At 68.2% G+C, this 22,715-nt stretch carries 18 protein-coding genes; 7 read left to right on the top strand and 11 right to left on the bottom strand.

Annotated features, from left to right (window positions below):
* Nucleotides 1-13 precede the first annotated feature (13 nt).
* Nucleotides 14-412, top strand: coding sequence for a hypothetical protein (locus tag AC56LR_RS00790; protein WP_497126383.1), 399 nt, complete (start codon nt 14-16; stop codon nt 410-412).
* On the opposite strand, the gene AC56LR_RS00785 is transcribed toward AC56LR_RS00790, so the two are convergent.
* The gene (locus AC56LR_RS00785; RefSeq protein ID WP_497126381.1) at nt 409-789 is read right to left on the bottom strand and encodes a YbaN family protein; all 381 of its coding nucleotides are present in this window, start codon (nt 787-789) and stop codon (nt 409-411) included. The two genes, AC56LR_RS00790 and AC56LR_RS00785, sit on opposite strands and share 4 nt — an antisense overlap.
* A 261-nt stretch (nt 790-1,050) precedes the next feature.
* Between AC56LR_RS00785 and AC56LR_RS00780 the strand changes: the two genes are divergently transcribed.
* Both AC56LR_RS00780 and AC56LR_RS00775 read left to right on the top strand, forming a co-directional pair.
* Nucleotides 1,051-2,955: a bifunctional diguanylate cyclase/phosphodiesterase gene (locus tag AC56LR_RS00780; RefSeq protein WP_497126379.1), complete on the top strand. Its 1,905-nt coding sequence runs from the start codon at nt 1,051-1,053 to the stop codon at nt 2,953-2,955.
* A gap of 67 nt (nt 2,956-3,022) precedes the next feature.
* On the top strand, nt 3,023-3,400 hold the full coding sequence (locus AC56LR_RS00775; protein WP_497126377.1) for a YybH family protein: 378 nt from the start codon (nt 3,023-3,025) through the stop codon (nt 3,398-3,400).
* Nucleotides 3,401-3,418: 18 nt separating this feature from the next.
* On the opposite strand, the gene AC56LR_RS00770 is transcribed toward AC56LR_RS00775, so the two are convergent.
* Nucleotides 3,419-5,695: a CHASE domain-containing protein gene (locus AC56LR_RS00770; protein WP_497126375.1), complete on the bottom strand. Its 2,277-nt coding sequence runs from the start codon at nt 5,693-5,695 to the stop codon at nt 3,419-3,421.
* Nucleotides 5,696-5,892: 197 nt separating this feature from the next.
* Between AC56LR_RS00770 and AC56LR_RS00765 the strand changes: the two genes are divergently transcribed.
* The 4 genes from AC56LR_RS00765 to AC56LR_RS00750 all read left to right on the top strand — a co-directional run bounded on the left by AC56LR_RS00765 (nt 5,893) and on the right by AC56LR_RS00750 (nt 9,697).
* Nucleotides 5,893-6,324, top strand: a complete 432-nt coding sequence (locus tag AC56LR_RS00765) for a hypothetical protein (protein ID WP_497126373.1) — start codon at nt 5,893-5,895, stop codon at nt 6,322-6,324.
* Nucleotides 6,325-6,395: 71 nt separating this feature from the next.
* Nucleotides 6,396-7,016, top strand: a complete 621-nt coding sequence (locus AC56LR_RS00760; protein ID WP_497126371.1) for an LON peptidase substrate-binding domain-containing protein — start codon at nt 6,396-6,398, stop codon at nt 7,014-7,016.
* 21 nt (nt 7,017-7,037) lie between these two features.
* On the top strand, nt 7,038-7,805 hold the full coding sequence (locus AC56LR_RS00755; RefSeq protein WP_497126369.1) for an anti-sigma factor family protein: 768 nt from the start codon (nt 7,038-7,040) through the stop codon (nt 7,803-7,805).
* A 293-nt stretch (nt 7,806-8,098) separates the two neighbouring features.
* Nucleotides 8,099-9,697, top strand: coding sequence for a DEAD/DEAH box helicase (locus AC56LR_RS00750; protein WP_497126883.1), 1,599 nt, complete (start codon nt 8,099-8,101; stop codon nt 9,695-9,697).
* Nucleotides 9,698-9,862: 165 nt separating this feature from the next.
* Here AC56LR_RS00750 and AC56LR_RS00745 read toward each other — a convergent pair whose 3' ends face one another.
* The 9 genes from AC56LR_RS00745 to AC56LR_RS00705 all read right to left on the bottom strand — a co-directional run bounded on the left by AC56LR_RS00745 (nt 9,863) and on the right by AC56LR_RS00705 (nt 22,710).
* The gene (locus AC56LR_RS00745; RefSeq protein WP_497126367.1) at nt 9,863-11,533 is read right to left on the bottom strand and encodes a histidine kinase famiy protein; all 1,671 of its coding nucleotides are present in this window, start codon (nt 11,531-11,533) and stop codon (nt 9,863-9,865) included.
* Between the two features lie 116 nt (nt 11,534-11,649).
* Entirely contained in the window at nt 11,650-13,746 is a 2,097-nt protein-coding gene (locus AC56LR_RS00740; protein ID WP_497126365.1) for a DUF7024 domain-containing protein, read from the bottom strand.
* Nucleotides 13,747-13,748: 2 nt separating this feature from the next.
* Nucleotides 13,749-14,546 (bottom strand): PIG-L deacetylase family protein, encoded by a 798-nt coding sequence (locus AC56LR_RS00735; RefSeq protein WP_497126363.1) that lies wholly within the window; start codon nt 14,544-14,546, stop codon nt 13,749-13,751.
* Complete coding sequence (locus tag AC56LR_RS00730; RefSeq protein ID WP_497126361.1) at nt 14,536-15,387, bottom strand: GNAT family N-acetyltransferase; 852 nt, start codon at nt 15,385-15,387, stop codon at nt 14,536-14,538. The genes AC56LR_RS00735 and AC56LR_RS00730 overlap by 11 nt, the downstream gene beginning before the upstream one ends.
* An 8-nt stretch (nt 15,388-15,395) precedes the next feature.
* Nucleotides 15,396-15,785 carry a GtrA family protein gene (locus AC56LR_RS00725; protein ID WP_497126359.1) on the bottom strand — a complete coding sequence of 130 codons (390 nt, stop codon included), beginning with the start codon at nt 15,783-15,785 and terminating at the stop codon, nt 15,396-15,398.
* A complete protein-coding gene (locus tag AC56LR_RS00720; RefSeq protein ID WP_497126357.1) occupies nt 15,782-16,807 on the bottom strand; it encodes a glycosyltransferase family 2 protein in 1,026 nt (341 codons plus the stop codon). Before AC56LR_RS00720 ends, AC56LR_RS00725 begins: the two co-directional genes overlap by 4 nt.
* On the bottom strand, nt 16,804-18,354 hold the full coding sequence (locus tag AC56LR_RS00715; RefSeq protein ID WP_497126355.1) for a hypothetical protein: 1,551 nt from the start codon (nt 18,352-18,354) through the stop codon (nt 16,804-16,806). Before AC56LR_RS00715 ends, AC56LR_RS00720 begins: the two co-directional genes overlap by 4 nt.
* An 8-nt stretch (nt 18,355-18,362) precedes the next feature.
* A complete protein-coding gene (locus tag AC56LR_RS00710) occupies nt 18,363-19,796 on the bottom strand; it encodes a UbiA family prenyltransferase (protein WP_497126354.1) in 1,434 nt (477 codons plus the stop codon).
* Entirely contained in the window at nt 19,789-22,710 is a 2,922-nt protein-coding gene (locus tag AC56LR_RS00705; protein WP_497126352.1) for a glycosyltransferase, read from the bottom strand. The genes AC56LR_RS00710 and AC56LR_RS00705 overlap by 8 nt, the downstream gene beginning before the upstream one ends.
* Nucleotides 22,711-22,715: the final 5 nt, after the last annotated feature.

Here is a 22,715-nt window from a genome sequence, read left to right as displayed (position 1 = left end):
CTGAGGAGATGACATGCGTAAATTCTATCCGTTCCTTGCGGCAGCCTGCCTGCTGGCCGCACCCTTCGCATCGGCTGCCCAGTGCGGGCAGGGCACGGTCAACGTCACGGGCCAGCGCGGCGGCACGGGCACCGGCAGCGCCTACACGATCACCGGCACCCAGCTCGCCAACGAAGTCGAGGGCGCCTACGCCCTGTCCAACGGGCGCCGGCTCGACCTGGTCTATCTCGACCAGGCGGTGTACGCTGACTTCGAGCGCTGGCAGCGCGTCCGGCTCGAAGAAGTCGGCACCCACCGCTTCGCTTCGCGCGACGGCGATATCCAGATGACCTGGGTGCCCGATGCGCGCACCGACCGCATCTACCTGAGCTATCCGGGCAACGGCAGGGGAGAGCTCAAGCGCAGCTGTTAGCGCGGGGCAATAGGGCAGCGTCGCAGCGTCGGCACGAAGCGCCATAAATAGATGCTGACGCAGGTTCCGGTCAGGGCCAGGAGGGCAGGCGCGGCGAGGCCGTCGAAGCGCCCCATCGCCATCAGCAGCGAACTCCACAACAAGACGGTCGCGACGATCTTCGCGCGCAGCGGGATCCCGCGGCCGGCCTCGAAATTGCGCAGGTAGTCCCCGAAGACGCGGTGCGACAGCAGCCAGCGGTGCAGGCGTTTTGATCCGCGCGCGAAGCACCAGGACGCCAGCAGCAGGAAGGGCGTGGTGGGCAGCAGCGGCAGGAAGATGCCGATGATTCCCAGCACCACGCACAGCGCACCCATCACGTTATAGAACAGTTTCATGCTGCCACTCTAGCATGCGTGCCTGCGCGCGGCACTGTCGCGCTGGTGAAAGAATATTTCACGCAAGGCGCTGCAGTGAAAGAAAATTTCACACCCTGCACCGAGAAGCAAATTCAGCAATTGCCCCCGCACGATAAGTTCTGGTAATAAACAGTAGGTATAATCAATGTATTCACGACGGGCGCGTCCACGACGGTTTCGGACGCGAGCAGGACGCCCGGCTTCGCCTCGATGTGCCTACTTGTTGCCGCATAGTCGTCCATGCCTTTGTCCACCTTATCGTCATCGCCCTCGTCGGGCACGCGCATCGGACAATTCTTCCGGCCCCGCGTGCTGCGCGAGCTCGCGATCTACCTGGCCTTCATGCTCCCGATCGTCTGGGGCCTGGTGGCGGTGGAACAATCACGCTTTACTTCCCTGGCCGAAGCCGGCAGCAACCGCGACCTGCGCAACACCGCGCGCGCCTTCTCCGAGGAGGTGCGCGCCACGGTCGGCATCGTCGACCTGTCGCTGCTGCAGTTGCGCTCGACCTGGCAGCGCGACCGCGACGGCTTTGCCCAGACCGTGGGCGAGCATGCGCGCCACCTGCGCTACCGCGCGCCGATGCTGATCAAGGTACTCGACGCCGGCGGCAAGCTGGTCTACACCAACCTGGGGCCCGCGCGGGAAGGCCTGGACATGAGCGGCTCGGCCGCCTACAGCGTCCACCTGCAGGTCAACGACGACCGTTTCTATGTGCACCGCCCCGTGGTCTCGCCGCTGACCAAATCGTGGGCGGTCCAGTTCAGCCGCTCGATCCGCGATGCCGGCGGCCGGCTGCAGGGCGTGATCGTCGCCGCCGTGTCGCCCGATTATTTCGTGCGCTTCTATGAGGACATCGACCTCGGGCCCAGCGGCTCGGTGTCGCTGATCCGCACCCTCGATGGCGCCATCATGGCGCGCAGCACCCGGGCCGGCCGCCACCACGGCATCGGCACGGTCCTGAAGGACAATCCGCATAACGAGCAAAGCCCGCTCACCGGGAGCTTCCGGCGCGCCGGCCAGATCGACGCGGTCGAGCGCTTCTACGCCTGGCACAAGATTCCCGATTACGGCATGGTGGTGACGGTCGGCCAGGCCGTGCGCGACGCCAATGCCCGCTTCGCGCAGCAGCGCGCGGTGCTGGCCTGGGTCGGCAGCCTGGTGTCGGTGGTGCTGGCGCTGCTGGGCTGGGCCGCCCTCGCAGCGGCCGACCGCCGCCGCCGCGCGCTCAATGCGCTGGCCGCGGCCGAGGCGCGCTGGAAGCTGGCCCTGAATGCGGCCGGCGATGGCGTCTGGGACTGCGACGTCGTCACCGGCCTGGCCACGCTGTCGCCGCGCGCGCAGATGATCCTCGACACCGACCGCGCGGTGATCTCGTGGTACGGCAGCGCGCTCGACGCCATCGTCCATCCGGAAGACCTGCCGCAGCTGCGCGCCGATCTGCGCAGCCACCTGGCCGGGCGCGCGCCGGACTTCGCCGCCGAGTTCCGGGTGCGCCTGCGCAGCGGCGAGTGGAGCTGGATCGACGCGCACGGCACCGTCGGCGAGCGCGACGAGCTCGGCCAGCCGCTGCGGATGGTCGGCACCTTCTCGAACATCGACGCCCGCAAGCACGAGGAAGCGCGCATGCACCGCATGGCGCACGAAGACGCGCTCACCGGGCTGCCCAACCGCGTGCTGCTGGGCGACCGCCTGCGCCAGGCGATCCGCGCGGCCAGCCGCGATGGCCACAAGGTCGCGGTGATCTACTTCGACCTGGACAAGTTCAAGCCGGTCAACGACACCCACGGCCACGCCGCCGGCGACCGCCTGCTGCAACTGGTGGCGCGCCGCCTGCGCGCGGGCCTGCGCGATGCCGACACCCTGGCCCGCATCGGCGGCGACGAATTCGTCGTGCTGCTGCCGCACTGCGACAGCCACGACGACGCCGCCCGCGTGGCCGAGAACATCCTGGGGCAGCTCAACGAACCCTTCGAGGACGGCGAACTGGTGCACCGCATCTCGGGCAGCCTGGGCTGCGCGATGTTCCCGGACCACGGCTTCGACGCCGACGCCCTGCTGCGCAGCGCCGACCTGGCGATGTATGACGCCAAGTCGCATGGGCGTAACCGGGTGTCGAGCCGGTATCGGGAGGAGGCGGCGTGAGGCCTGCGCCGCAGCTCCATGGTTTTTCACGAACCGGGCTCCATGCCCCCATGACAAGGAGTTGAAGATGGCCTTGAAAGACGAGATCCAGGCAGCACAAAACCAGCTTGCCGAAGCGGTCGGCCGGCGCGACGCCGGCGGCGCGGCCTTGCTGTATACCGAGGATGCGCAATTGATCCCGCAGGGTGGGCCCGTCTGCATAGGGCGCGCCGCGATCGCCGCCTTCTTTGCCGGCGCCATGGACAATGGCGTCTCCGGCGCGCGCTTCACGACCGGCGAAGCCGATGGCGACGCTTTCCAGGCAATCGAGACCGGCCGCTACGAGCTGTATGCCGTGCCGCCAGGCGGCGAGCGCGTCCTGGCCGCCGAAGGCCGCTACCTGATCGTCTGGCGCAAGGTGGGCGGCGACTGGCGCATCTACCGCGACATGTTCAACACCCAATAGCAGGCGAGGTACAACCGTTCAGTGGGGCGCCGCCACGCCGGCATCGGCAGGCAGGCGGGCCGTGGCTCCCGCGTGGCGCGGCAGGTAGATCGTCACCGTCGTGCCCTTGCCCGGCGCGCTCGCGAGGCGGATGTCGCCGCCGCTCTGGCGCGCGAAGCCATGCGCCATCGACAGGCCGAGCCCGGTGCCCTTGCCCTCGGGCTTGGTGGTGAAGAAAGGCTCGAAGGCGCGCTCCATCACTTCCTGCGGCATGCCGTGGCCCGAATCGGCGACCGCCACCGAGACGTAGTCGCCCGGCGCCAGCTCCGGATCATGGTCGATGGTGACATTGCTAAGCTCAAGGGTGATGCGGCCAGTGCCGTCCATCGCGTCGCGCGCATTGATCACCAGGTTGAGCAGCACGTTTTCCAGCTGGTTCGGGTCGACCAGGGTCCGCCACAGCCCGGGCGGGACGATTTTTTCCAGCCGGATGCTGTCGCCCGCCGCACGCAGCACCAGGCTGTCCATGCGCTCGAGCAGCTCGCCGATATCGACGGTGGTGGGGTGCAGCGGCTGGCGCCGCGCGAAGGCGAGTAATTGCCCGGCCAGCTTGGAACCGCGCTCGACCGCATCGAGGATGCTGAGCAGGCGCTTGCGGTTGGCACCGTCCGCGCGCAGCATCAATTGCACGTTGGCGCTGATGATGTGCAGGATATTGTTGAAGTCGTGGGCCACGCCGCCGGTCAGCTTGCCTACCGCTTCCAGTTTCTGCGAACGGCTCAGGGCCTGGCGCGCTTCGTCGAGCCGCTGCTGGCGCTGCTGCTCGCGTGCTTCGGTTTCCTTGCGCTGGGTAATGTCGCGCACGAAGGTGGTGGCGCCGAAGCCGTTGCCGACGGCCAGTTTCGCCACGCTCAGCTCGGCCGGGATGGGGCGGCCCTCGCGGTCGAGCACGGTCAGTTCGGTCACCTTGCCCAGAATCGGGCAGTGGCCGCTGGCGGCAAAGGCCTCGAAGGCGGTGCGGAAGGCGGCGCGGCCTTCCTCGGGCAGCAATTGCCCGGCGTCGCGCCCGATCGCTTCCTGCACGCTCCAGCCGAACAGCCGGGTGGCCTGGGCATTCCAGTCGGTAATGCGGCCCCGGCTGTCGAGCGCCAGGAAGGCGTCGGGGGCGTTCTCGAGGATGACCTGCATGCGCTTCTGCTCGGCGGCAACCTGGTCGTGCGATTCGCGCAGTTCGAGCGTCATGCCCTGCGCCAGTTGCAGCGCGCCGCGCCGCTGCCGCGCCAGCAGCCAGACCACGATGCTGAGCAGTATGCTCAGGCTGATGCCGGTAAGCGCGACCAGCCGCGGGCGCGTGGTGTCGAGGCTGTTTTCCAGGACGGCGCTGGAACGCATCGAGATGGTCCAGGTGCGCCCGCCCGGCACGATCTGGGCGCTGGCCTTGAGGCGCGCCGCGCGCGGGGGCGCATTGGTGGAGCGGTAGAGCAGGGTGGCGCCGTCGCTCGGCTCGCCGTCGTGGATCTCGATGTCGAGGTCGGTCGAATGGGCGCCGCCCAGCTCCCGCATCAGGTCGTTCATGCGGAAGGGTGCGTACACCCAGCCCACGATGGCGGCGCGGCGCTGCTCGACGGTGCCGGCCAGCTGCCCGGCGCGGTAGACCGGCAGGTACATGACGACGCCGGCCTGCGGCGCGCCCTTGCGGTCCTGGACCAGCACCACCTTGCCGCTCAGGGCCGCCAGTCCGCTGTCGCGCGCCCGCACCATGGCGGCGCGGCGCGCCGGCTCGCTGAACATGTCGTAGCCGAAGGCGCGCAGGTTGGCGCCAAGGAAGGGTTCGATGCGGGTGATGGCGGTGTACAGCGGGCGCGGCCCCGCCGTCTGCGGTGAAGGATGCACCGCATAACTGGGGAAACCCTCGCGCCGGAGGGCCGCTTCGTGCGCGGCCAGCGCGGCAGGCGGCACGATCTCGGCAATGCCGAGCGCTTCCAGCCCGGGAAACGACTGCTCCAGCCCCAGCACCCGGTAATATTCTTCCCAGTCGCGCCGCGACACGTCGACCGAGCCGCGCAGGTAGCCGCGCGCACCGCGCAGCACCTGCTCGTACACCGCCATGCGCCGGCTGATGCTGAAGGCCATCTCGCGGGTGCGGTAATCGAAGGTTTCCAGGAACTGGGCCTGGGCGGTGCGCTGGGCGCCGCTCCAGGCGCTGAAGGTGACTGATAGGGTGAGAAGCAGCACCAGTAACGCCAGCAGCAGGGGCATCAGTCCGGAACCGGGCAGGGGAATGCGGCTCGTGTCGGCGGAAGAAGGTTGCTGCATGTGGTCGTACGCGCGGCGGGGGCCGTGGGGAGGTTGATCGGAATCGCGCGAAAAGCAGTAGGATACGCATCCTTGCTGGGTTGAGGCGCACGCAAGTGCTTGCGTTTGGCAAGACTATTACTGATAAAAAATTACTCGATGCACCAATCTGACGCGATGACCATCTACTTGCCCGGCGCTCCTGCGCCGCACCCCGCATGACGGCCCTGCCTGCCTGGCGCCGGCATTGGCCGCTGACCGTGCTGGCGGGCAGCATCCTGCTGGCCTTGGTCTGGGGAACGCTGGCGCCGCTGCGTGGCGCCAGCCATGAGCTGCTGCTGGAGATCGGGCCCGAGAGCCGGCAGTCCAGCGTGCGCCTGACGCTCGGCGTGCAGGACGTCCTGCTGCTGCGCAACAGTAGTGGCGCGCCCCTGGTCTTCGGCCCGGTGCAGCTGGCGCCCGGCGGCGAGTTCCGCCTCCCGGTCGAGGAGGCCGGCGAGCAGGCGATTCCCTGTCCGGCGCTGCCGGGCGGCATGCTGCTCGTGCAGGTGGTGCCGATGCCCGATCCGGGCATGGCGCGCTTGCGCTGGCGGCTCGCCAACCTCGGCAATGCGATCCGCACGATGCCGTTGCAGGCGCCGGATTCATGAACACGCCGACGCGGAAAAATCGGCCCTCAATCGTGCTCCGGTCCCCGCTGTGATTCTGTCATGATGGGATCATGTCGACGATTTCCATGCCGCTGTTCCCGCTCAGTACGGTACTGTTCCCGGACGGGGTATTGCCGCTGCAGGTGTTCGAGGTGCGCTACCTCGACATGATCAGCCGCTGCCTCACCGAGGACACGCCGTTCGGGGTGGTGTTGCTCACGCAGGGACATGAAGTGCGCCAGCCCGAGGGCGACCCCGAACGTTTCGTTGCCTCCGGCACCATTGCTTCCGTCACCGAAACCACCACCTCCACGCCGGGCCTGCTGCAGGTGCTGTGCCGCGGCGGTTCGCGTTTCACGGTGGTCACCGCCGAACAGCGCCTGAACGGGCTGTGGATGGCCGAGGCCGAGCTGGTCGAGGACGACCACCCGGTGCGGGTGCCGTCCGAACTGCAGGGCGCGTCCGACGCGCTCGACCGGGTACTGTCTTCGCTGCACGACGTACCCCAGCACCGCTGGCCGGTGCAGCCGCCGTTCCGCCTCGACGATTGCGGCTGGGTGGCGAACCGCTGGTGCGAACTGCTGCCGCTGCCCAACCAGCAGAAGCACCAGATGCTCATGCTCGACAATCCCGTGATCCGGCTCGAAGTGCTGCACGATGTCCTCGACGAACATGGACTGATCACCTCCTAGCTTACCAACTGGCGTGCTGGCATGAAATTCTCGGACGACCTCCTGATTGCCTACATCAACGGCGAGTTGGCCGAGCCGGCGCGCGCGGCGGTCGAGCGGGCCGTCCGCGCCGACCCGGTGCTGGCGGCGCGCCTGGCCCAGCACCGCAAGGAGCACTCCAGCCTGGGGCGCTCGCACATCTTCAGCGTCTCGGCCAACGGCCACGACGGCAATGGCAACAACAAGCCTCCCCATCGCTCGCCGCCAACGCGCGGCGCCAAGATCGTTCACATCGACACCATCCGCCCGGGACGCGCCATCGTGCCGCCGGTCCCGCCGGCGCCGCCCTCCTGGGGGGCGCGCCACTGGGCGGCCGTCGGCGCGGCGCTGGCCATCGGCGCCGTCGCCGGCGCGCTCGGCTGGCAGGCGCTGCGGCCCAACCCCGACCTGGTCACCCTCATGGCCAGCGACGGCGCACTGGTGGCGCGCGGCAAGCTCACCGACGCCCTGGCCGACCAGCTGGCCAGCCCCGGACCGTCCGAAACCGGGGTGCGCATCGGCGTCACCTTCGTGTCGAAAGACGGCAGCTATTGCCGCAGCTTCGTGGTCGACACCACCGCCGGCCTGGCCTGCCGCGCCGGCGGGCGCTGGACCATTCCCGTGGTGGCCCAGGCCGGGGCGGGCGCGGCCTGGGTCGACGGCAGCGTGCTGCCGCCGGCGGTGCAGGCCGCGATCGACGCGCGCATCGTCGGCGCCACGCTCGACCCGGTGGCCGAACGCGCCGCCCAGCAGCGCGGCTGGCAGCCGTAAACCCCCGGCACTATTCGTCCATGTCCGTAAAAAACTTCCCCCGAAACAGGACCTTATATACAGGGGGGGCGATTTCAGGTATCGTGTAGGCCGCTAAAGTGCGTCTACGTCCGCGCGCCCGTGTTCCGGCGCCCTCCGCGGCACCGGCCCCGGCCTGCCGTCCCATCTGGAAGCTTCCCGCGCAGGCCGTGTCGTGCCGCAGGCGCAGCCGTAGAGCTAACGAAATACTGTCCAACAAGAATATGTCTGATACCCAGAACACTCCAGCCAGCGCCGAATCGCTCGACTCCCCGATGACCGCATCCGACCTGGTGCTGGCCGCGACCGCACCGGTGGCCGCCGTCGATACGCCGGCCAGCTTGCCGGATGCAGTGGCCGAGTCCGACGCCACCTCGGTGCTCGACGCGCCGGTCGAGCAGGTCGCCGCCGACGAGCAGCCGACCGTGCGCTTCGCCGACCTCGGCCTGGCGCCGGAAATCCTGCGCGCGCTGAACGACCAGGGCTATGTGCATCCGACGCCGATCCAGGCCAAGGCGATCCCGCTCGTGCTGCAGGGCCGCGACGTCATGGGCGCCGCCCAGACCGGTACCGGCAAGACCGCCGGCTTCTCGCTGCCGATCATCCAGCTCCTGATGGCACATGCCAGCAGCAGCATGTCGCCGGCGCGCCATCCGGTGCGCGCCCTGGTGCTGACCCCGACCCGCGAACTGGCGGTGCAGGTGGCCGAGAACGTCAAGGCCTATGCGCGCCACACGCCGCTGCGCTCCACCGTCGTGTTCGGCGGCATGGACATGAAGGGCCAGACCACCATCCTGAAGGGCGGCGTCGAGATCGTCATCGCCACCCCGGGCCGCCTGCTCGACCACATCGAACAGAAGAACGTCAGCCTGTCGCAGGTGCAGATGCTGGTCATGGACGAAGCCGACCGCATGCTCGACATGGGCTTCCTGCCGGACCTGCAGCGCATCATCAACCTGCTGCCAAAAAAGCGCCAGAACCTGATGTTCTCGGCCACCTTCTCGCAAGAGATCAAGAAGCTGGCCAACAGCTTCCTCGATAAACCGGTGCTGATCGAAGTGGCGCGCAGCAATGCCACCGCCGACAAGGTTACCCAGATCGTCTACAAGGTCGATGAGGAACTCAAGCGCGACGTGGTCGAGCACCTGATCCGCGAGCGCAACCTGAAGCAGGTGATCATCTTCTCGAACACCAAGATCGGCGCCTCGCGCCTGTCGACTCACCTCGAGAAGAAGGGCATCAAGGCCTCGGCCATTCACGGCGACAAGACCCAGCAGGAACGCATGGCCGCACTCGACGCCTTCAAGGGCGGTGAGATCGAAGTGCTGGTGGCGACCGACGTCGCCGCACGCGGCCTCGACATCTCCGACCTGCCGTGCGTGATCAACTACGACCTGCCGTACAACGCCGAAGACTACGTGCACCGCATCGGCCGCACCGGCCGCGCCGGCGCCTCGGGCGACGCGCTGTCGGTGTTCTCGGACAAGGACGAGCGCCTGCTGACGGACATCGAAAAGCTGATCAAGCAGACCATCACGCGCGGCACCCTGGCCGGCTTCGTGGCGCCGTCGAGCCGCGCGCGTGAAAGCGGTCGCGAAGGCGGCCGCGAAGGCGGCCGCGATTTCGCCCGCGAAGGCGAGCGCCGCAGCCGCCGCACCCCCGAAGAATCCGGCGCCGCCCCGCGCAGCGGCGAACGCCCGCCACGCCCGAGCTACGGCAGCAGCCCGCGCCGCGAGAAGGTCGATCCGTGGTTCCTGAAGCCCTACGAGCCGTCGAGCGCGGCGCGCAAGGAAACCGTGACACCGGTGTCCAATAGCGTCAAGTCGGGCAAGCAGAAGCTGGCTTACCTGCTGGGTGGCGGCCCGCGTCCATAGAGCCGTCGAATCCTGTAGGGTGGGCGGGTTTCCCGCCCGCGCGTTCAACCAGTGTTCGCATAATGATGCGCGCTTGTAGCTCGCAACCGTGATTTGAACGCGTGGGCAAGGAACTTGCCCACCCTACGTTTCTTTGCGGTTCATATTCCGTTATTCTCTCGGCACTCAAGCCGCCCGCTTCGCATGCAGCGCCGCCTGCACCCGCTCCAGCAGCGTCTGATGATGATACGGCTTGGCCAGCACATCCAGCGCCTGCCCCCGTGAGGGCAACTCATCCATATACCCCGTGGTCACCAGCACCGGCAGCTCCGGCCGCCTGGCATGCACCTGCTCGATCAGCTGCAGCCCGTTCATCCCGCCCGGCATGATCACGTCGGTGAACAGCAAGTCCACCGGCTGGGTCTCCAGCACCGCCAGCGCCTGCTCGCCGCTGGGCGCCGACAGCACCTCGTAGTCGGCCGCCGCCAGCATGGCTTCGGCCAGCTCGCGTACGTCATCGTTGTCTTCCACCACCAGGATGCGGCATTTGCGGCCCTCGTCGGGCCTGGTCTCGGCCGCTTTTTCCTCTTCTTTCACCTGCGTCACCGGGAAGGTCATGCGCACTCGCGTGCCGCGGCCCGGTTCGCTGTCGATCTCGAGGCGGCCATGCGACTGCTGCACGAAGCCGTGCACCATCGCCAGGCCCAGGCCCGTGCCCAGGCCCTTGGTGGTGAAGAAGGGCTCGGTGGCGCGCCGTACGACCTCGGGCGGCATGCCGATGCCTTCGTCGTGCACGCAGATCGACACGTAGTCGCCCGGCGGCAGCTTGTTGGCGCTGCGGCGCTGCTGGCTGGTGAACGCGGTGCCGACGGTGACCACGCCGCCGTCGGGCATGGCGTCGCGCGCGTTGATCACCACGTTGAGCAGGGCCATTTCAAGATAGGTGGTGTCGAGCGTGCAGGGCGGCAGGCCGGGTTTCAGGTCGAGCCGCAGCTCCACCTTGTCGCCCAGGGTGCGCACCAGCATGTCGGAGAACTCGACCACCAGGCTGTTGAGGTTGATGTCCTTCTGCTCGAGCCGCTGCTTGCGTGCAAAGCTCAGCAGTTGCTGGGTCAGCTTGCCGGCCTGCATGGTCGCGCGCTGGGCGCGCCGGATCGGCTCGACCGCTTTCGGGCTGGAGCTGCTGCTGAGCAGGGCCAGCTCGAGGTTGCCGTTGATCACCTGCAGCAGATTGTTGAAATCGTGGGCCATGCCGGCGGACAGCTGGCCGATGGCTTCCATTTTCTGCGCCTGCAAATTGGCTTCCTGCATCCCGCGGCGCTCGCTGACGTCCATCTGCGAGGCGAAGAAGTAGAGCAGCTTGCCGTCATGGTCGAAGATCGGTCCGATGAACAGCGCGTTCCAGAAAGGCTCGCCGTCGGCCTTGTAGTTGAGCACGTCGACGGCGACCGCGCGCTGCTCGCTCAAGGCCTTGCGTAACTCGGCCACGGTAGCACGGTCGGTGTCCGGGCCTTGCAGGAAGCGGCAGTTGCGGCCCAGTACGTCTTTCTCCTGGTAGCCGGTCAGGTCGAGGAAGGCGCCATTGGTGAAGACGATGGGGTTATCGGGCTGGTTGGGATCGGTGACGACCATGGGCATGCGCGTCATTTCGACGGCGGCAAAGAAGACGTTGCCACGGTCGCCCAGCCCGGCACGGCCGATGTATCCGGCCTGCCAGTGCTTGATGCCCGGATTGCCGAGCGTGGAGACGGCATTGCCCTCGACCTCGCCGTCGGCGGGCACGCCCGCGCTCTGGCCGCCGCCCTGGATGTCGAGCGGCTTGCCGGCGCGGTCGTCCTTGTCTGATCCCGTTACCATCGAGCGTGTTCCTGGAAGCGGCCACAGAAGGTGACCGGGCAGGTAATCACTCTACCCGCGCGGGCCGGGCTGCTCCGTTCGGGACTTCACTTAGCGCCGTAGGCGGTTGCGCCGGATCAAGGAACGGCCTGGGCCTGGGTGCTGACGCGCCGGCTGGTATCGGTGATGGTGATGTCGGCAATGCCGATGCCGAGCTTGCGCGCATCGGCCGGGTTGCCCAGGTCGGCAGGCGAAATGGGGCGCGGGACCTCGATGCTCAGGCTGCGCTGCTTGCCGTCGGTAACGAAGCGCAGGCCCAGTTCCTGCAGCGAGGGCGAGAGCTGGAACCGGGTGCTCTCGGCGCCGATGCGCATGGTGAAGGGCAGGGTGGCATTGACGTCGAAGGCGCGGGCGTTCAGGATCACCTGCAGGTTCTTCGGCAGGGGCGCATTGAAGTGCAGCACGACCTGCTTGCTGTCCGACCAGCGGCCCCATTGCTCGGCATGCGACAAGCCTTCGGCGTCGCGCAGCAGCCCGCTGCCGTAAGGCTTGGACAGTTCGGCCGTGCCGACCGTGCGGCTGTCATCCAGCGGCAGCTGCACCAGCGCATACTCATTCGTCTTTTTCACGGGGGTCAGGCCGGGCGGCAGCGGGTGGTTGCCGACCACCAGCAGCCACTTCCTGCGCACCGGCAGCTGGTATTCGGCAATCGGCGCGTTCGGCGGCAGGTCGAGCATGGCGCTGTCCGGGGCGTCGATGTGGAATTGCGCGCGCATGATTTCCTGGGTGCCGGTCGAGGCCACCGTGATCTGGTTGTGTTCGTGCTTGGGCACGTGGGCATGGGCGAACTTGCCGCCGTGGTCAGGGCCCCAGCCCGGCACCAGCTGGGCCAGGTAGGCATTGGTTTCCTGCGTGCCCAGCGCCAGCATCACCGGCACCGCGCCGAACAGGAACAATGGCGCGCCAAAGCGGCTGCCCATGGCCCACAAGCCCAGGGCCAGCACGTCCAGCCCGACCACCAGCCAGCCGGTCCACAGGCGCAGGTTGATGCCGGAAATCTCCGGGCCGTCGACGGGATTGAGCGAAAAATTAGGCAGCCGCACCAGGGCGAACAGCAGCACCGTACCCAGTCCCAGCGCGACCAGCCAGCCCAGCGGCGGACGGGAAGCGGCGGGGCGTTCCATCGTGCTCGCCACCAGGATCAGCAGCAGCGGGAACACGAAGGTGTAGTAGCGCAGGTGCAGGCGCACCACTTCGAGCGGGCCCAGCGGGGCGATCGAGGCGGTATAGGCGATCGTCATGCCGGCGGCCGAGCCCAGCATCAGGAAGGCGAACAATTGCAGGCGGTTGAGGGCGCTGCCGGCCTGCCGGCGTGCAGCGCGGCTGACCACGGCGTGCAGCAACAGTGCCAACGGCAGGCTCATCAGGACGGTGAGGGCCATCAGGTGGCCGCGGCCGTTGATGAAGGCGGGCGCCAGCAGTTCCAGCGGCGAGCGCGGGCGGGTGCCGGCGGCGGCGTTCGCATAGAAGCTGCCGAACAGGCTGAGCGCGGGCTCGCCGGCGATCAGGTAGCCCAGGCCGAACTTGATGGCGAGCGCGACGAGCGGAGCGATCGCCGCCGCCAGCAGCGCCGTGCGCAGGCGCTGGTCGTGCTTGTCGAGCCAGGCGCCGGCGGCCAGGAACAGGCTGGCGGCCGGAATCAGGAACAGCGCATGCACTTTCACCAGGCTCATCAGGCCGAGCACGACCCCCAGCAGGAGCGCGCGGCGCGGCAGCGACCAGGCCCGGGGCGTGAGCGCGACCCAGCTCAGGGCGGCGAAGCCGAAATAATAGCTCGCCTCCGGCATGAAATAGGCCGTATAGATATTGGTCGGCGCCAGCAGGGCCAGCACCACGACGCACACTGCCAGCAGGGGCCGCATGTAGACGCGCGCGACGAAGTAGAAGAAGGCGCCGGCGCCGGCGAACAGCAGGCCGTTGGCGATGCGCACGCAATCGAGGAAGCCGTCGCCGCAGGCCAGCGAGCCGCGGAACAACCACAGGTAGAGGTAGGAGGGCACGATGGCTTCGCCAAGCGGCGTCAGGCGCGCCATTTTGCTGTAGTACCACTCGTCGGCAAAGATGGCCGGGTACAGGCCCAGGTTACGGTAAAGCAGCCAGGCCAGCACGGCGGCGAGCGCCGCGCACAGGACCAGTCGCTGGCGTCCGGTATCGGCGGGAATGATGGTGTTCATGTTCAAGGGTGGTCGTAGGAAGGGGATGCGGCGCGCCATGCGGCGATCGCCCGGGACATCTGGTCCCAGGTGAAGAAGCGGCGTTTTTCGTAGTACAGGGCGCCGGCGTGCGGGCGCTCGCCGAGGCGCGCCGGCGCAACCGGCTGTAGCTGCTCGACGCCGCGCAGCAGGTAGTGCAGCGCGACAAACGGAAACAGCCCGATCCAGGTGACGCGCTGCGACGGATAGGACAGGCAGGCCGTCAGATGCCGCAAGCGCGCGCGCCACGGGATCGGCAGGGCCTGCACAGGGCCGTTTTCGGGTAGTGGCGCCAGCACCCGGAACAGCGGGCCGGGCAAGCCCTTGGCCTGGTAGAGCGAGAACTGCCAGGTGCGCCCAAGCAGGCCGCGTTGCGCGGCCAGGGTCACGGCCAGCGCATGCAGCGCGTCGTGGTCATGGTGACCGCCTTCCCAGGCCGTCACGTGCAGGGATTCGACCTGCCGGTAGCGATCGAGCCAGCGCGCGATCCATCCGGCGGCGGCGGGCAAGTGCAGCGGCAGCTGGGCGTCGCCGATGCCCAGCTCCAGGCCGGCGAAGGACACGTCTTGCGGCGCCACGCCCAGCTTGCTCAGCACCGCCAGCGATTCGCGGTTGCGCTGCTCGGCGCCGGCGCTGGCGGTGCGGCCATCGGTGAGATACGCGCAGGCTACGCGCAGCCCGCGCGCGCGGCAGTCGAGGATGCGCTGGAACACGCCGAACTCGTCGTCCTGATGGGCGAACAGGAACAGCGCAACTGGCGCGTGGCCGGTCTCAGTAGGCATCGAAGTCGAGGAAGGTGAACTGGATGCGCGACGCGTCCAGCAGGGGCACGCGTGCTGTGAACGGGCGCCAGATCAGGTTCAGCGGCGAAGGCCGCAGCCGCATCGGGATGCTGGCGTAATTCCAGTAGCGGCAGGTCGCGTCGGGCGCCAGGCCGATGAACAGCCGCAGCGGCGACGGCGCCGAACCGTTTAACGGCGCCAGGCCGGCCTGGGCATCCAGCTCGGCATAGGCCGGCAAGTGCTTGCCCATCGCCGCGGCGTGGAATTGCAGGCGCTTGCTGCCGTTTGCCACCGCGTGCACGCGGTTGTGCGGGTTGGCGCAGCGCCAGGCCAGCGAGGCCGGGGTCCAGCTGCGCTCGAAGGAAAGCGTGGCGGCCGCCGGCTTGGCCGCATGCTGCAGCCGGCCGATGCCGACGCGCGCTTCGAGCGGGCGCACCAGCTGGAAGCCGAGCTTGCGCACGAAGCCGGGCGTGCTGTTGGCATTGGCCACGCCGTACACGCCGTCGAAGCCCGCCTGGGCGCCGGCCTCGTAGGTCATCGCTGCCAGTTTGGTGAACAGGCCCTTGCCCTGGTAGTCGGGGTGGGTGGCCGTGTTCAGCGACAGCAGCACCAGCACTTGCCGGCCCTCGACCCAGGCCCGGGCCGGCACGCAGACGTAATGCGCGGCGAGGCGTTCGCCATCCCAGGCATCGAAACCGACCGCGGCGCCGTCCGGATTGGCCACGTACAGCCAGTCGAGATAGGCGGGCGTGAACTTGTTCGTGCCGGGGAAGCAGGCGGCGAACAGCGCGCCATACTGGGCCAGGGTGGCGGGGTCGTTCCGGACGGGCGCAAATCGCATCGGCTGCATCACTTGAAGATCCAGTATTTGCTGAGCAGGTAGCCGTTGACCGCCACCAGCGGCAGCGACAGCAGCTTACCCAGCAGCGGGTTGTCGAGCTTGGCCTCGGCCAGCGCCACGCAGCCGATCGTCAGGAGGTAGTTCACCCCGACGACGCACAGGTAGCGCGTGAAGTTCGCCGGGCTGGCGGCGGTATTGAAGGTAACACGGCTGTGGAAGGCGTAGTTGACCAGCAGCCCGGCGCCGAAGCCCGCGCTGGCCGCCGCGGTGCTGGCCACGCCGTTGGCCAGCAGCAGCTGCATCAGGCCGACGTCGGCCAGCGCGCAGATCAAGCCGCCGGTCACGAACACGGCGAACTGGCGCGACAGGATCAGGGAAGCGAGCTGCGACACCGTCATTTGCTGCTGCGGTACAGCGTTTTCTTGTGCAGCGGCTGGCGCGGCACCGAGGCAACGTCGTGCGCCAGGAAGGCCAGGATCAGCTGCACGCCCATGATCACCGGCAGCGCAGCCAGCATGACGGTGCCGGCCGGGGTCGAAATGCCCGAGCGCGCCGAGGCGATCCAGTGCGAGATGCCGTAGCCGGCGCCGAAGCAGGTCAGGAAGATCCCCAGCGGCAGTTCGATCGAGGCCACCGACATGTTGCGCAGGTAGTAGTTGTAGAACAGGCGCTTGCCGAAATTGCGCACGTGCTTGGAGAAGAATTCGGTGACGATCTTCGAGATCTTCAGGTTGCTCACTTCGTCGCCATACACCGCGTCCATTGGCACGTCGGTCACCACCGCGCCCAGGATGTTCAGGCGGAACAGCATGTCGGATTCGAAGAAATAGCGCTTGCTGATCTTGTCGAAAGGCAGGAAGCGCGCCGCGTCGGCATGGATCGCGGTGTAGCCGTTGGTCGGGTCGAACAGGTCCCAGTAGCCCGAGGACAGCTTGGCCATCAGCGACAGCACCGCATTGCCGAACAGGCGCATCGGCGGCATGGCCCCTATGCGCTCGAGGTTGAAGAAGCGGTTGCCCTTGGTGTAGTCGGCTTCGCCGGCCAGGATCGGTGCGATGAAATTCGGCAGCAGGCTGGGGTCCATCTGGCCGTCGCCGTCGATCTTCACCATCACCTTGGCGCCATCCAGGATCGCCTGGCGGTAGCCGGTCATGACGGCGCCGCCCACGCCCTGGTTCTCGGCATGCTCGAGCACGACCACGCGCGGGTCGCGGCAGTGCTCGCGCACGAAGGCGCCGCTGCCGTCCGGGCAGCGGTCGTCGACCACGTAGATGCGCGCGACTTCGGGACCGATGCCCTCGATCACGCCGAGGATGTGGCGGGTGACCTTGTAGCTCGGGATCACGACCGCGACCGCGTCCGCGAGGGCGAGGGCGCTGCCTGCCGGGACGGTCAAACTGGTGGTGGTGGGTGCGTTCATGGCGTGCTTCCAGTCGATAGTGCAGACGATATGGCGGTCGATGGGCCTGGCGCGGCGGTGCACAGCAGCGGACCGTCCAGGTAGCGCCAGCCGCGCGCGCTGTCCGTGACCGGGTTGCCCGGCGCCAGCCTGGCGCCGGCGCCGCACAGGGCGGCGTCGAGCCCGCCCTTGGACGCGTGCACCAGCGTCTTGACGCGCCGGCCGCCGACATCGTAAGTATAGATTTTTTCCGGCTCGACCCAGTTGTCGTGATGGCCCATGCGCTCGGCGAAAATTTCCGGTTCGGGGTGGTACCAGCCTGGTGCATGCTTCAGCACCAGGGCGGCCAGCGGGCTGAACTCGATGTACTCGTAGCGCGTGGCGTGCACCATCGCCGCCGCCTGCAGCGCCAGCACGGCCGCCAAAGCGGCAGGGCGCCAGCTGGGCAGCTCGCGCAGCATGGCCAGCAGCGCGAACAGCAGCGGCATCGAGGCCCAGGCCACGTAGCGCATCGGGCCGGCGGCGCCGGAATTCCAGTTGATCACGGCCAGGGCCGGCAGCACTAAGGCCAGCGTGAACAGCAGGCACAGGGCCAGCAGGCGCAGGCCGCGCCCGCGCACCAGCAACAGGGCCGCCAGCACGCCGGGGATGGCGATCACCATGCCCTGGTTCAGGTCGGCGAAGAAAGAAAGCAGGCGGGTGCTGCCGATCAGGCCCGGGTCGGAGAAGCGGGCGACGATCAGGTTCGGCACGCCGTAGTGGTAGAGGTTGAACAGGATGGGCAGGGCCGCAACCAGGGCGCCGGCCGCCAGCGCCGCCACGGTGCGCGCGCCGGCTTGCCCGCGCAGGTTGCCGGGCAGGCCGCGGTTGCGGTCCCAGTTCAGCGTCATGCGGATGAACGGTGCGAACACGAAGAAGAACACGATGGTCGGGTTCTGCTGCGCCGCGAGGCCCGCCAGCAGGGCGCCGGCCACCGGCATGCCGCTGGTGAACAGCAGCAGTGCGCCCAGCAGGGCCGCGGCGCTCATGCATTCCGGGCTGGTCCAGGTCCAGTACAGCACCCCGCAGCAGAGCATGAACAGCAGCAGGCCAAGGGCCGCGCGTGCGCTGGAGGCGAAAAAGCGGCGCAGGGCCAGGCCCAGCACGAAGACGAAGGCCAGGTTCACCGCCTGGAAAGCCTTGAAGGGCGGCTGGCCGAGCGCCTCCATCAACTTCAGGGGCAAGGCGGCCAGCAGCGGATAGCCGAAGAAGTGGACCGGATACACGGCCCCCTCGCGCCCGCGCGCGAAGGCGGGATACACGTCCGGCACGCCGCGCCGCATCTCGTCCTGCAGCATGCGGAACAAACCGTCGAAGCGCCCCGGCAGCAGCGCCATGGTGCGGTCGATGTCGCTGCTGCGGATGTCCGGCGTGCCGTGGGTGGCGATGGCGACGGCGTCGACCGTGTACTCGAGGGCGTCGCCGCTGATCGATACCGGGCGCGCCATGAACAGGGCCAGCAGGGCGAGCGCCAGCAGCACGGGGAAGATCCAGCGCGATGGCGAGGTGGCAGGGCGGCGCGTCTTCATCTTCATGTTCAGTAGGCGGCCAGGGTGGCCAGGCCAAGGCAGCAGGCCATGACCACCAGGCTGGTCTTGTCCTTGCAGACGTACAGGACCGGGTCTTCATTGACCTGGCCGCGGAAGGACAGCACCCACAGGCGGCCGAGCCAGAACACCAGCAGCGGCAGGATCCCGGCCAGCCACTCGGGCGTGCGGTAAAGGTCCAGCACGTTGTTCGAATTAAAGTAGAGCATGAAGATCAGCACCGACACAAAAGCGCTGTTGATCCCCATGACGCCCACCGGCGTCTTGTCGGCCGTGGTGTAGCCGCGCCCGCGGGTCTTGTCCTTGCCGTCTTTATGCAGGTTGATCAATTCGCTGTGGCGCTTGAGCAGCGCCAGGCTGAGAAAAATGAAGAAGGAAAAGGCCAGCAGCCAGAACGAAGGCGGGATGCCGGTCGCGGCGGCGCCGCCCAGCAGGCGCAGGCTGTACAGCACGGCCAGCGTGACGATGTCGATCATCAGCAGGCGTTTCAGCCAGGCCGAATAGGCGACGGTAGAGATGAAATACACGCCCACTGCCGCCAGCAGCAGCACGTTGTACGAGGCGCACAGTGCGATGGCGCCAAGCGCCAGCAGCGGGCTGGCCACCAGCGCCAGCGGCAGCGGCAGGGCGCCGGAGGCGATCGGGCGCCGGTGCTTGGTCGGGTGCAGGCGGTCGTCCTGGGCATCGAGCGTATCGTTGAGCAGGTAGGCGCTGGACGCGCACAGCGAGAAGGCCACGAAGGCGACCAGCGAGGCGGTGAAGGTCGGCAGGTCGAGCGCATGCCCGGCCAGCATCGGCACGAATACCAGCAGGTTCTTCAGCCACTGGTGCGGGCGCACGGCGCGCAGCAGGGCGGGAACGGCTCCGGCGCGCACGCTGCCCGAATGTTGAGTCGAGCGGCCGTCACTGAGGCGGAAGGGCTTGCAGGTGACCGACCACGGGTGGGCGCAGCCCAGCCACACCGGCAGGTCGGCGCGCGAATTGCCGATGTAGTCGTAGCCCTGTTCTCCATAGAGTTCGGCCAGGCGCCGCGCCTTGTTGTGCGAAGTCAGGTTGACGCCGTCGCCGGTTGCCAGCACCAGGTCGAACAGGCCCAGGTGATTTGCCACCTGCTCGGCGAAGCGGCGCTGGGCGCCGGTGGCCAGCACCACGGTGCGCCCGCGCGCGCGTTCGGTGCTCACCAGGGCCAGCACCGTGCGGTCGTACGGCAGGGCGGCCGGATCGAGCTCGACCGCGTTCGCCAGGCGCTCCTTGAACGCCGCCTTGCCCGCCAGGAGCCAGAAGGGCAGCAGCCAGGCGCGCAGGATGTTCGTCTTCAGGAACAGCACGATCGATTCCCACAGCAGGTCGGAATGGATCAGCGTGCCGTCCAGGTCGACTACCAGGGGCCGCTGCAGGCTGCCTTCGACGTCCCGTTCAAGCATGGCGTTCGTCTGTCCCAGGTAAAGTGCGGTACCACTGCTGGCGCACCAGCGCGTCCAGCACCTGCTGCGCGGCGCCGTCCCAGGTCAGCCAGGGCATGCCGGTCGATTGCGGCGCTTTTCCCTCGCGCTGCAGCGCCAGCCAGGCCTGGACGGCGGCAGCCAGGTCTTGCGGGGCCAGTCCGTCGAAATAATAGGCGTGTTCGCCCGCCACTTCGCGGAACACCGGCAGGCTGCGCGCCAGGATCGGGATGCCCTTCTGGGCCGCTTCGATCAGCGGCAGGCCGAAGCCTTCGCCTTCGGACGGCGCCAGCAGGGCGGCCGAGCCGGCGTAGAGCTTGAGCAGCATCTCGTCCGAGATCCCCGGCAGCCAGAACAGGCGCTTCGATTTTTCCGGATGCGCGGCCATGCGCTCGCACAGCTTTTCCATCATCCAGCCCTGCTTGCCGACCACCACCAGGTTGACGTCCTCGCCGCGTTCCCACAGCAGCTCAAAAGCGGCCAGCGCCTGGGTGTGGCCCTTGCGCGGCTCCACCGTGCCCACCATCAGGAAGCTCGGGCGCTCGCCGAGCGCTGCCAGCACCTGGTCGGCATCGGGCGGCAGCCCGAAGCTCGGCGCGCTGGCATTGATGTCGGCGCCGAGGTGGAAGTGGCCCAGCAGCAAAGGCGTGCGGCGCTTGAGGCCTTCGCGCCCGATCCAGCCGGCCAGTTCGTCGGCCACCGCGCGCGAGATGCACAGCACGCCGTCGGACACCTTGTGCACGGTGCGCAGGAAGTCGCCGAAATACTGCTCGGTCCCGAAGGGGAAGACGTCCGGACGCAGCATCGGCAGGATGTCGAACACCACGAAATAGATGCCGACGCCGCGGTCGCGCATCGACAGCAGCAGGGCTTCGTTTTGCGAGGTGCCGGTGGTGAACAGGTCGAGGCCGAAGAAGATGTCGCCGGGGCGCAGATCGACCGGCGCGTCTTCCAGCGCCAGCTCGGTTTCACCCACCATGTTCAGGCCGAAGCGGCGCGCGTAATGGTAGCTGCGGTTGCCGCCGTGCGAATACACCGGTTCGATCCGGAAGCCCGGTGGCGGGTCGGCGATCATCGCCAGCAGGATGCTGCGCACCACGCGCTGGATGCCGGTCTTGAGGTCGGACTGCACCACCGCCGAGACGTCCACCAGCAACTGGCGCGGCTGGGCCGGGGCACGGTTGAAGGCGATGGCGGCGGCCAGCTGCTGCAATTCCTGGGCCGGGCACAGCGGGGCTACCGCGCGCACCAGCGCCTGGTAGGCGGCATGCTCGCCGTGGCGCGCGAAATCCTCGATGGCGTCGCGGTAGAGCGCGCCGACGTGGGCCGGCGCATGGTGTTCGGCCATGTGCCCGAGCGCGCGCGCCGACAAGCGCGCGCGCAAGGCGGCGTCGCCGCGCAGGCCGGCAAGCGCCGCGACCAGCTGGCCCACCGCGAATTCGTCCGGCAGTTTCACCAGCAGCGAATCGGGCAGGGAAGCGGCCGAGCCGTGGGCGTTGACGATGGTCGGCAGGCCATACAGCAGGCAGTCGAGCACCGCGGCAGACGTCTCGCCGCGCGTGGACGAGCGCAGCTGCACGGCGGCGTCGGCGGCGGCCAGGTAGCTGCCGTAGACCGCGGCATCGACGAAGCCGGTAATGCGGATGCGGCCCGCCGCGGGGCTGGCGAGGATTTTTTCGCGCAGCTCCTCGCCATACGGGCCGGGATCGTTTTCGCCCACAAAAACCAGGTGGCAATCGGGATCGAGTGCCAGCGGCGACGCGAGGAAGGCTTCCAGCAGCTCGGCATTGAGCTTGGTGCGGCCCAGCATGCCGAAGCTCGCGACCACGAAGGCATCGGCTTCCAGCCCCAGGGCGGCGCGGGCCGCGCTGCGCGCCTCCTGCGATACGCTGCCGTCCGGGCGGCCGCGCAGCAGCGGGATGGTGCGCCAGCCGTCGGCCGCGCCTTGTCCATACCACTGCACCGCCAGTTCGCGCGAGAAGTCGGAATGGACGATGACGCCGGTGGCGTTGTCGAGCACACCCTTGTTGAGCGGGTATTTCCAGATCGACGGGTTGCGGCCTTGCTTGCGGTGTCCGAGCAGGCCGGTATAACCGTGCGACTCGTACAGCGCCTGCAGGAAGCCCTTGTCGAGGTATTCCTCGCGCTCGAGGTTGTCCAGTACGCCGGAGAGATAAAAGTCGTGCAGCACGACGATGCCGGGCACCTCGCGCACCAGCTCGAACATGTGCTTGTGGGCGTGCGAATTGCCGAAGTGGTAGACCACACGGTCGAGTTCATGCGCGTGCTCGCGCAGCCAGGCGGCGCTGCGTAGCGGCATGCCGGCCAGGCGCGGGTCGGTAAGGCCTTCCGGGCTTTGGTCCACCACCAGCTCGATGTCGTAATACTGCGCCAGTTGCGGCACCAGTTCGGCGCTGTAGTCGGCGATGCCCGATTTTTCCGGCGGCAGCGGCGAGACATAGGCCAGCCGTGGCCGCGCGGCTGGCGGCGGCGGGAGTGTTTCGGCCGCGGTGGCGTCGAGTGCCGTGAGCAGGGTCGCCACGTTCACGCCGCGGCATTCGGTTTCCAGCACCGGGTAGGGCGTGGCCTCTGCCCCGGCGGCGCGCTTGCCGGCCGCGCGCACCGGCGCCAGCACCACGCCTGGATTGAGGCTGGCCAGCGCATGCCGGCGCACCAGGGCGCGCACCCGGCCCCCGGCCGGCAGGTCGAAGGCGCGCATGCGCTCGCGCGGCAGCAGGCCGCATGAGCGCAGGGTTTCGATGGTCAGCGGGTCCTGCAGCGGCACGGCGACATATACCTCGCGCGGCCCGGCCTGGCGCAGCAGTTCCTGCACCAGCGCGAGCGCGGCCGCATCGACGCGGCCCGGGTGTTCGAGAAGATCGATAACGATACGCATGATTG

The sequence above is a fragment of the Telluria sp. ZT3P39 genome, from assembly GCF_059685935.1.
This window is presented reverse-complemented; position numbering and strand designations above follow the sequence as displayed.

Bases quoted from the DNA above. Each gene is read 5' to 3' on its own strand.
- AC56LR_RS00790 (WP_497126383.1), top strand. From the start codon at position 14: ATGCGTAAATTCTATCCGTTCCTTGCGGCAGCCTGCCTGCTGGCCGCA.
- AC56LR_RS00785 (WP_497126381.1), bottom strand. From the start codon at position 789: ATGAAACTGTTCTATAACGTGATGGGTGCGCTGTGCGTGGTGCTGGGA.
- AC56LR_RS00780 (WP_497126379.1), top strand. From the start codon at position 1,051: ATGCCTTTGTCCACCTTATCGTCATCGCCCTCGTCGGGCACGCGCATC.
- AC56LR_RS00775 (WP_497126377.1), top strand. From the start codon at position 3,023: ATGGCCTTGAAAGACGAGATCCAGGCAGCACAAAACCAGCTTGCCGAA.
- AC56LR_RS00770 (WP_497126375.1), bottom strand. From the start codon at position 5,695: ATGCAGCAACCTTCTTCCGCCGACACGAGCCGCATTCCCCTGCCCGGT.
- AC56LR_RS00765 (WP_497126373.1), top strand. From the start codon at position 5,893: ATGACGGCCCTGCCTGCCTGGCGCCGGCATTGGCCGCTGACCGTGCTG.
- AC56LR_RS00760 (WP_497126371.1), top strand. From the start codon at position 6,396: ATGTCGACGATTTCCATGCCGCTGTTCCCGCTCAGTACGGTACTGTTC.
- AC56LR_RS00755 (WP_497126369.1), top strand. From the start codon at position 7,038: ATGAAATTCTCGGACGACCTCCTGATTGCCTACATCAACGGCGAGTTG.
- AC56LR_RS00750 (WP_497126883.1), top strand. From the start codon at position 8,099: ATGACCGCATCCGACCTGGTGCTGGCCGCGACCGCACCGGTGGCCGCC.
- AC56LR_RS00745 (WP_497126367.1), bottom strand. From the start codon at position 11,533: ATGGTAACGGGATCAGACAAGGACGACCGCGCCGGCAAGCCGCTCGAC.
- AC56LR_RS00740 (WP_497126365.1), bottom strand. From the start codon at position 13,746: ATGAACACCATCATTCCCGCCGATACCGGACGCCAGCGACTGGTCCTG.
- AC56LR_RS00735 (WP_497126363.1), bottom strand. From the start codon at position 14,546: ATGCCTACTGAGACCGGCCACGCGCCAGTTGCGCTGTTCCTGTTCGCC.
- AC56LR_RS00730 (WP_497126361.1), bottom strand. From the start codon at position 15,387: ATGCGATTTGCGCCCGTCCGGAACGACCCCGCCACCCTGGCCCAGTAT.
- AC56LR_RS00725 (WP_497126359.1), bottom strand. From the start codon at position 15,785: ATGACGGTGTCGCAGCTCGCTTCCCTGATCCTGTCGCGCCAGTTCGCC.
- AC56LR_RS00720 (WP_497126357.1), bottom strand. From the start codon at position 16,807: ATGAACGCACCCACCACCACCAGTTTGACCGTCCCGGCAGGCAGCGCC.
- AC56LR_RS00715 (WP_497126355.1), bottom strand. From the start codon at position 18,354: ATGAAGACGCGCCGCCCTGCCACCTCGCCATCGCGCTGGATCTTCCCC.
- AC56LR_RS00710 (WP_497126354.1), bottom strand. From the start codon at position 19,796: ATGCTTGAACGGGACGTCGAAGGCAGCCTGCAGCGGCCCCTGGTAGTC.
- AC56LR_RS00705 (WP_497126352.1), bottom strand. From the start codon at position 22,710: ATGCGTATCGTTATCGATCTTCTCGAACACCCGGGCCGCGTCGATGCG.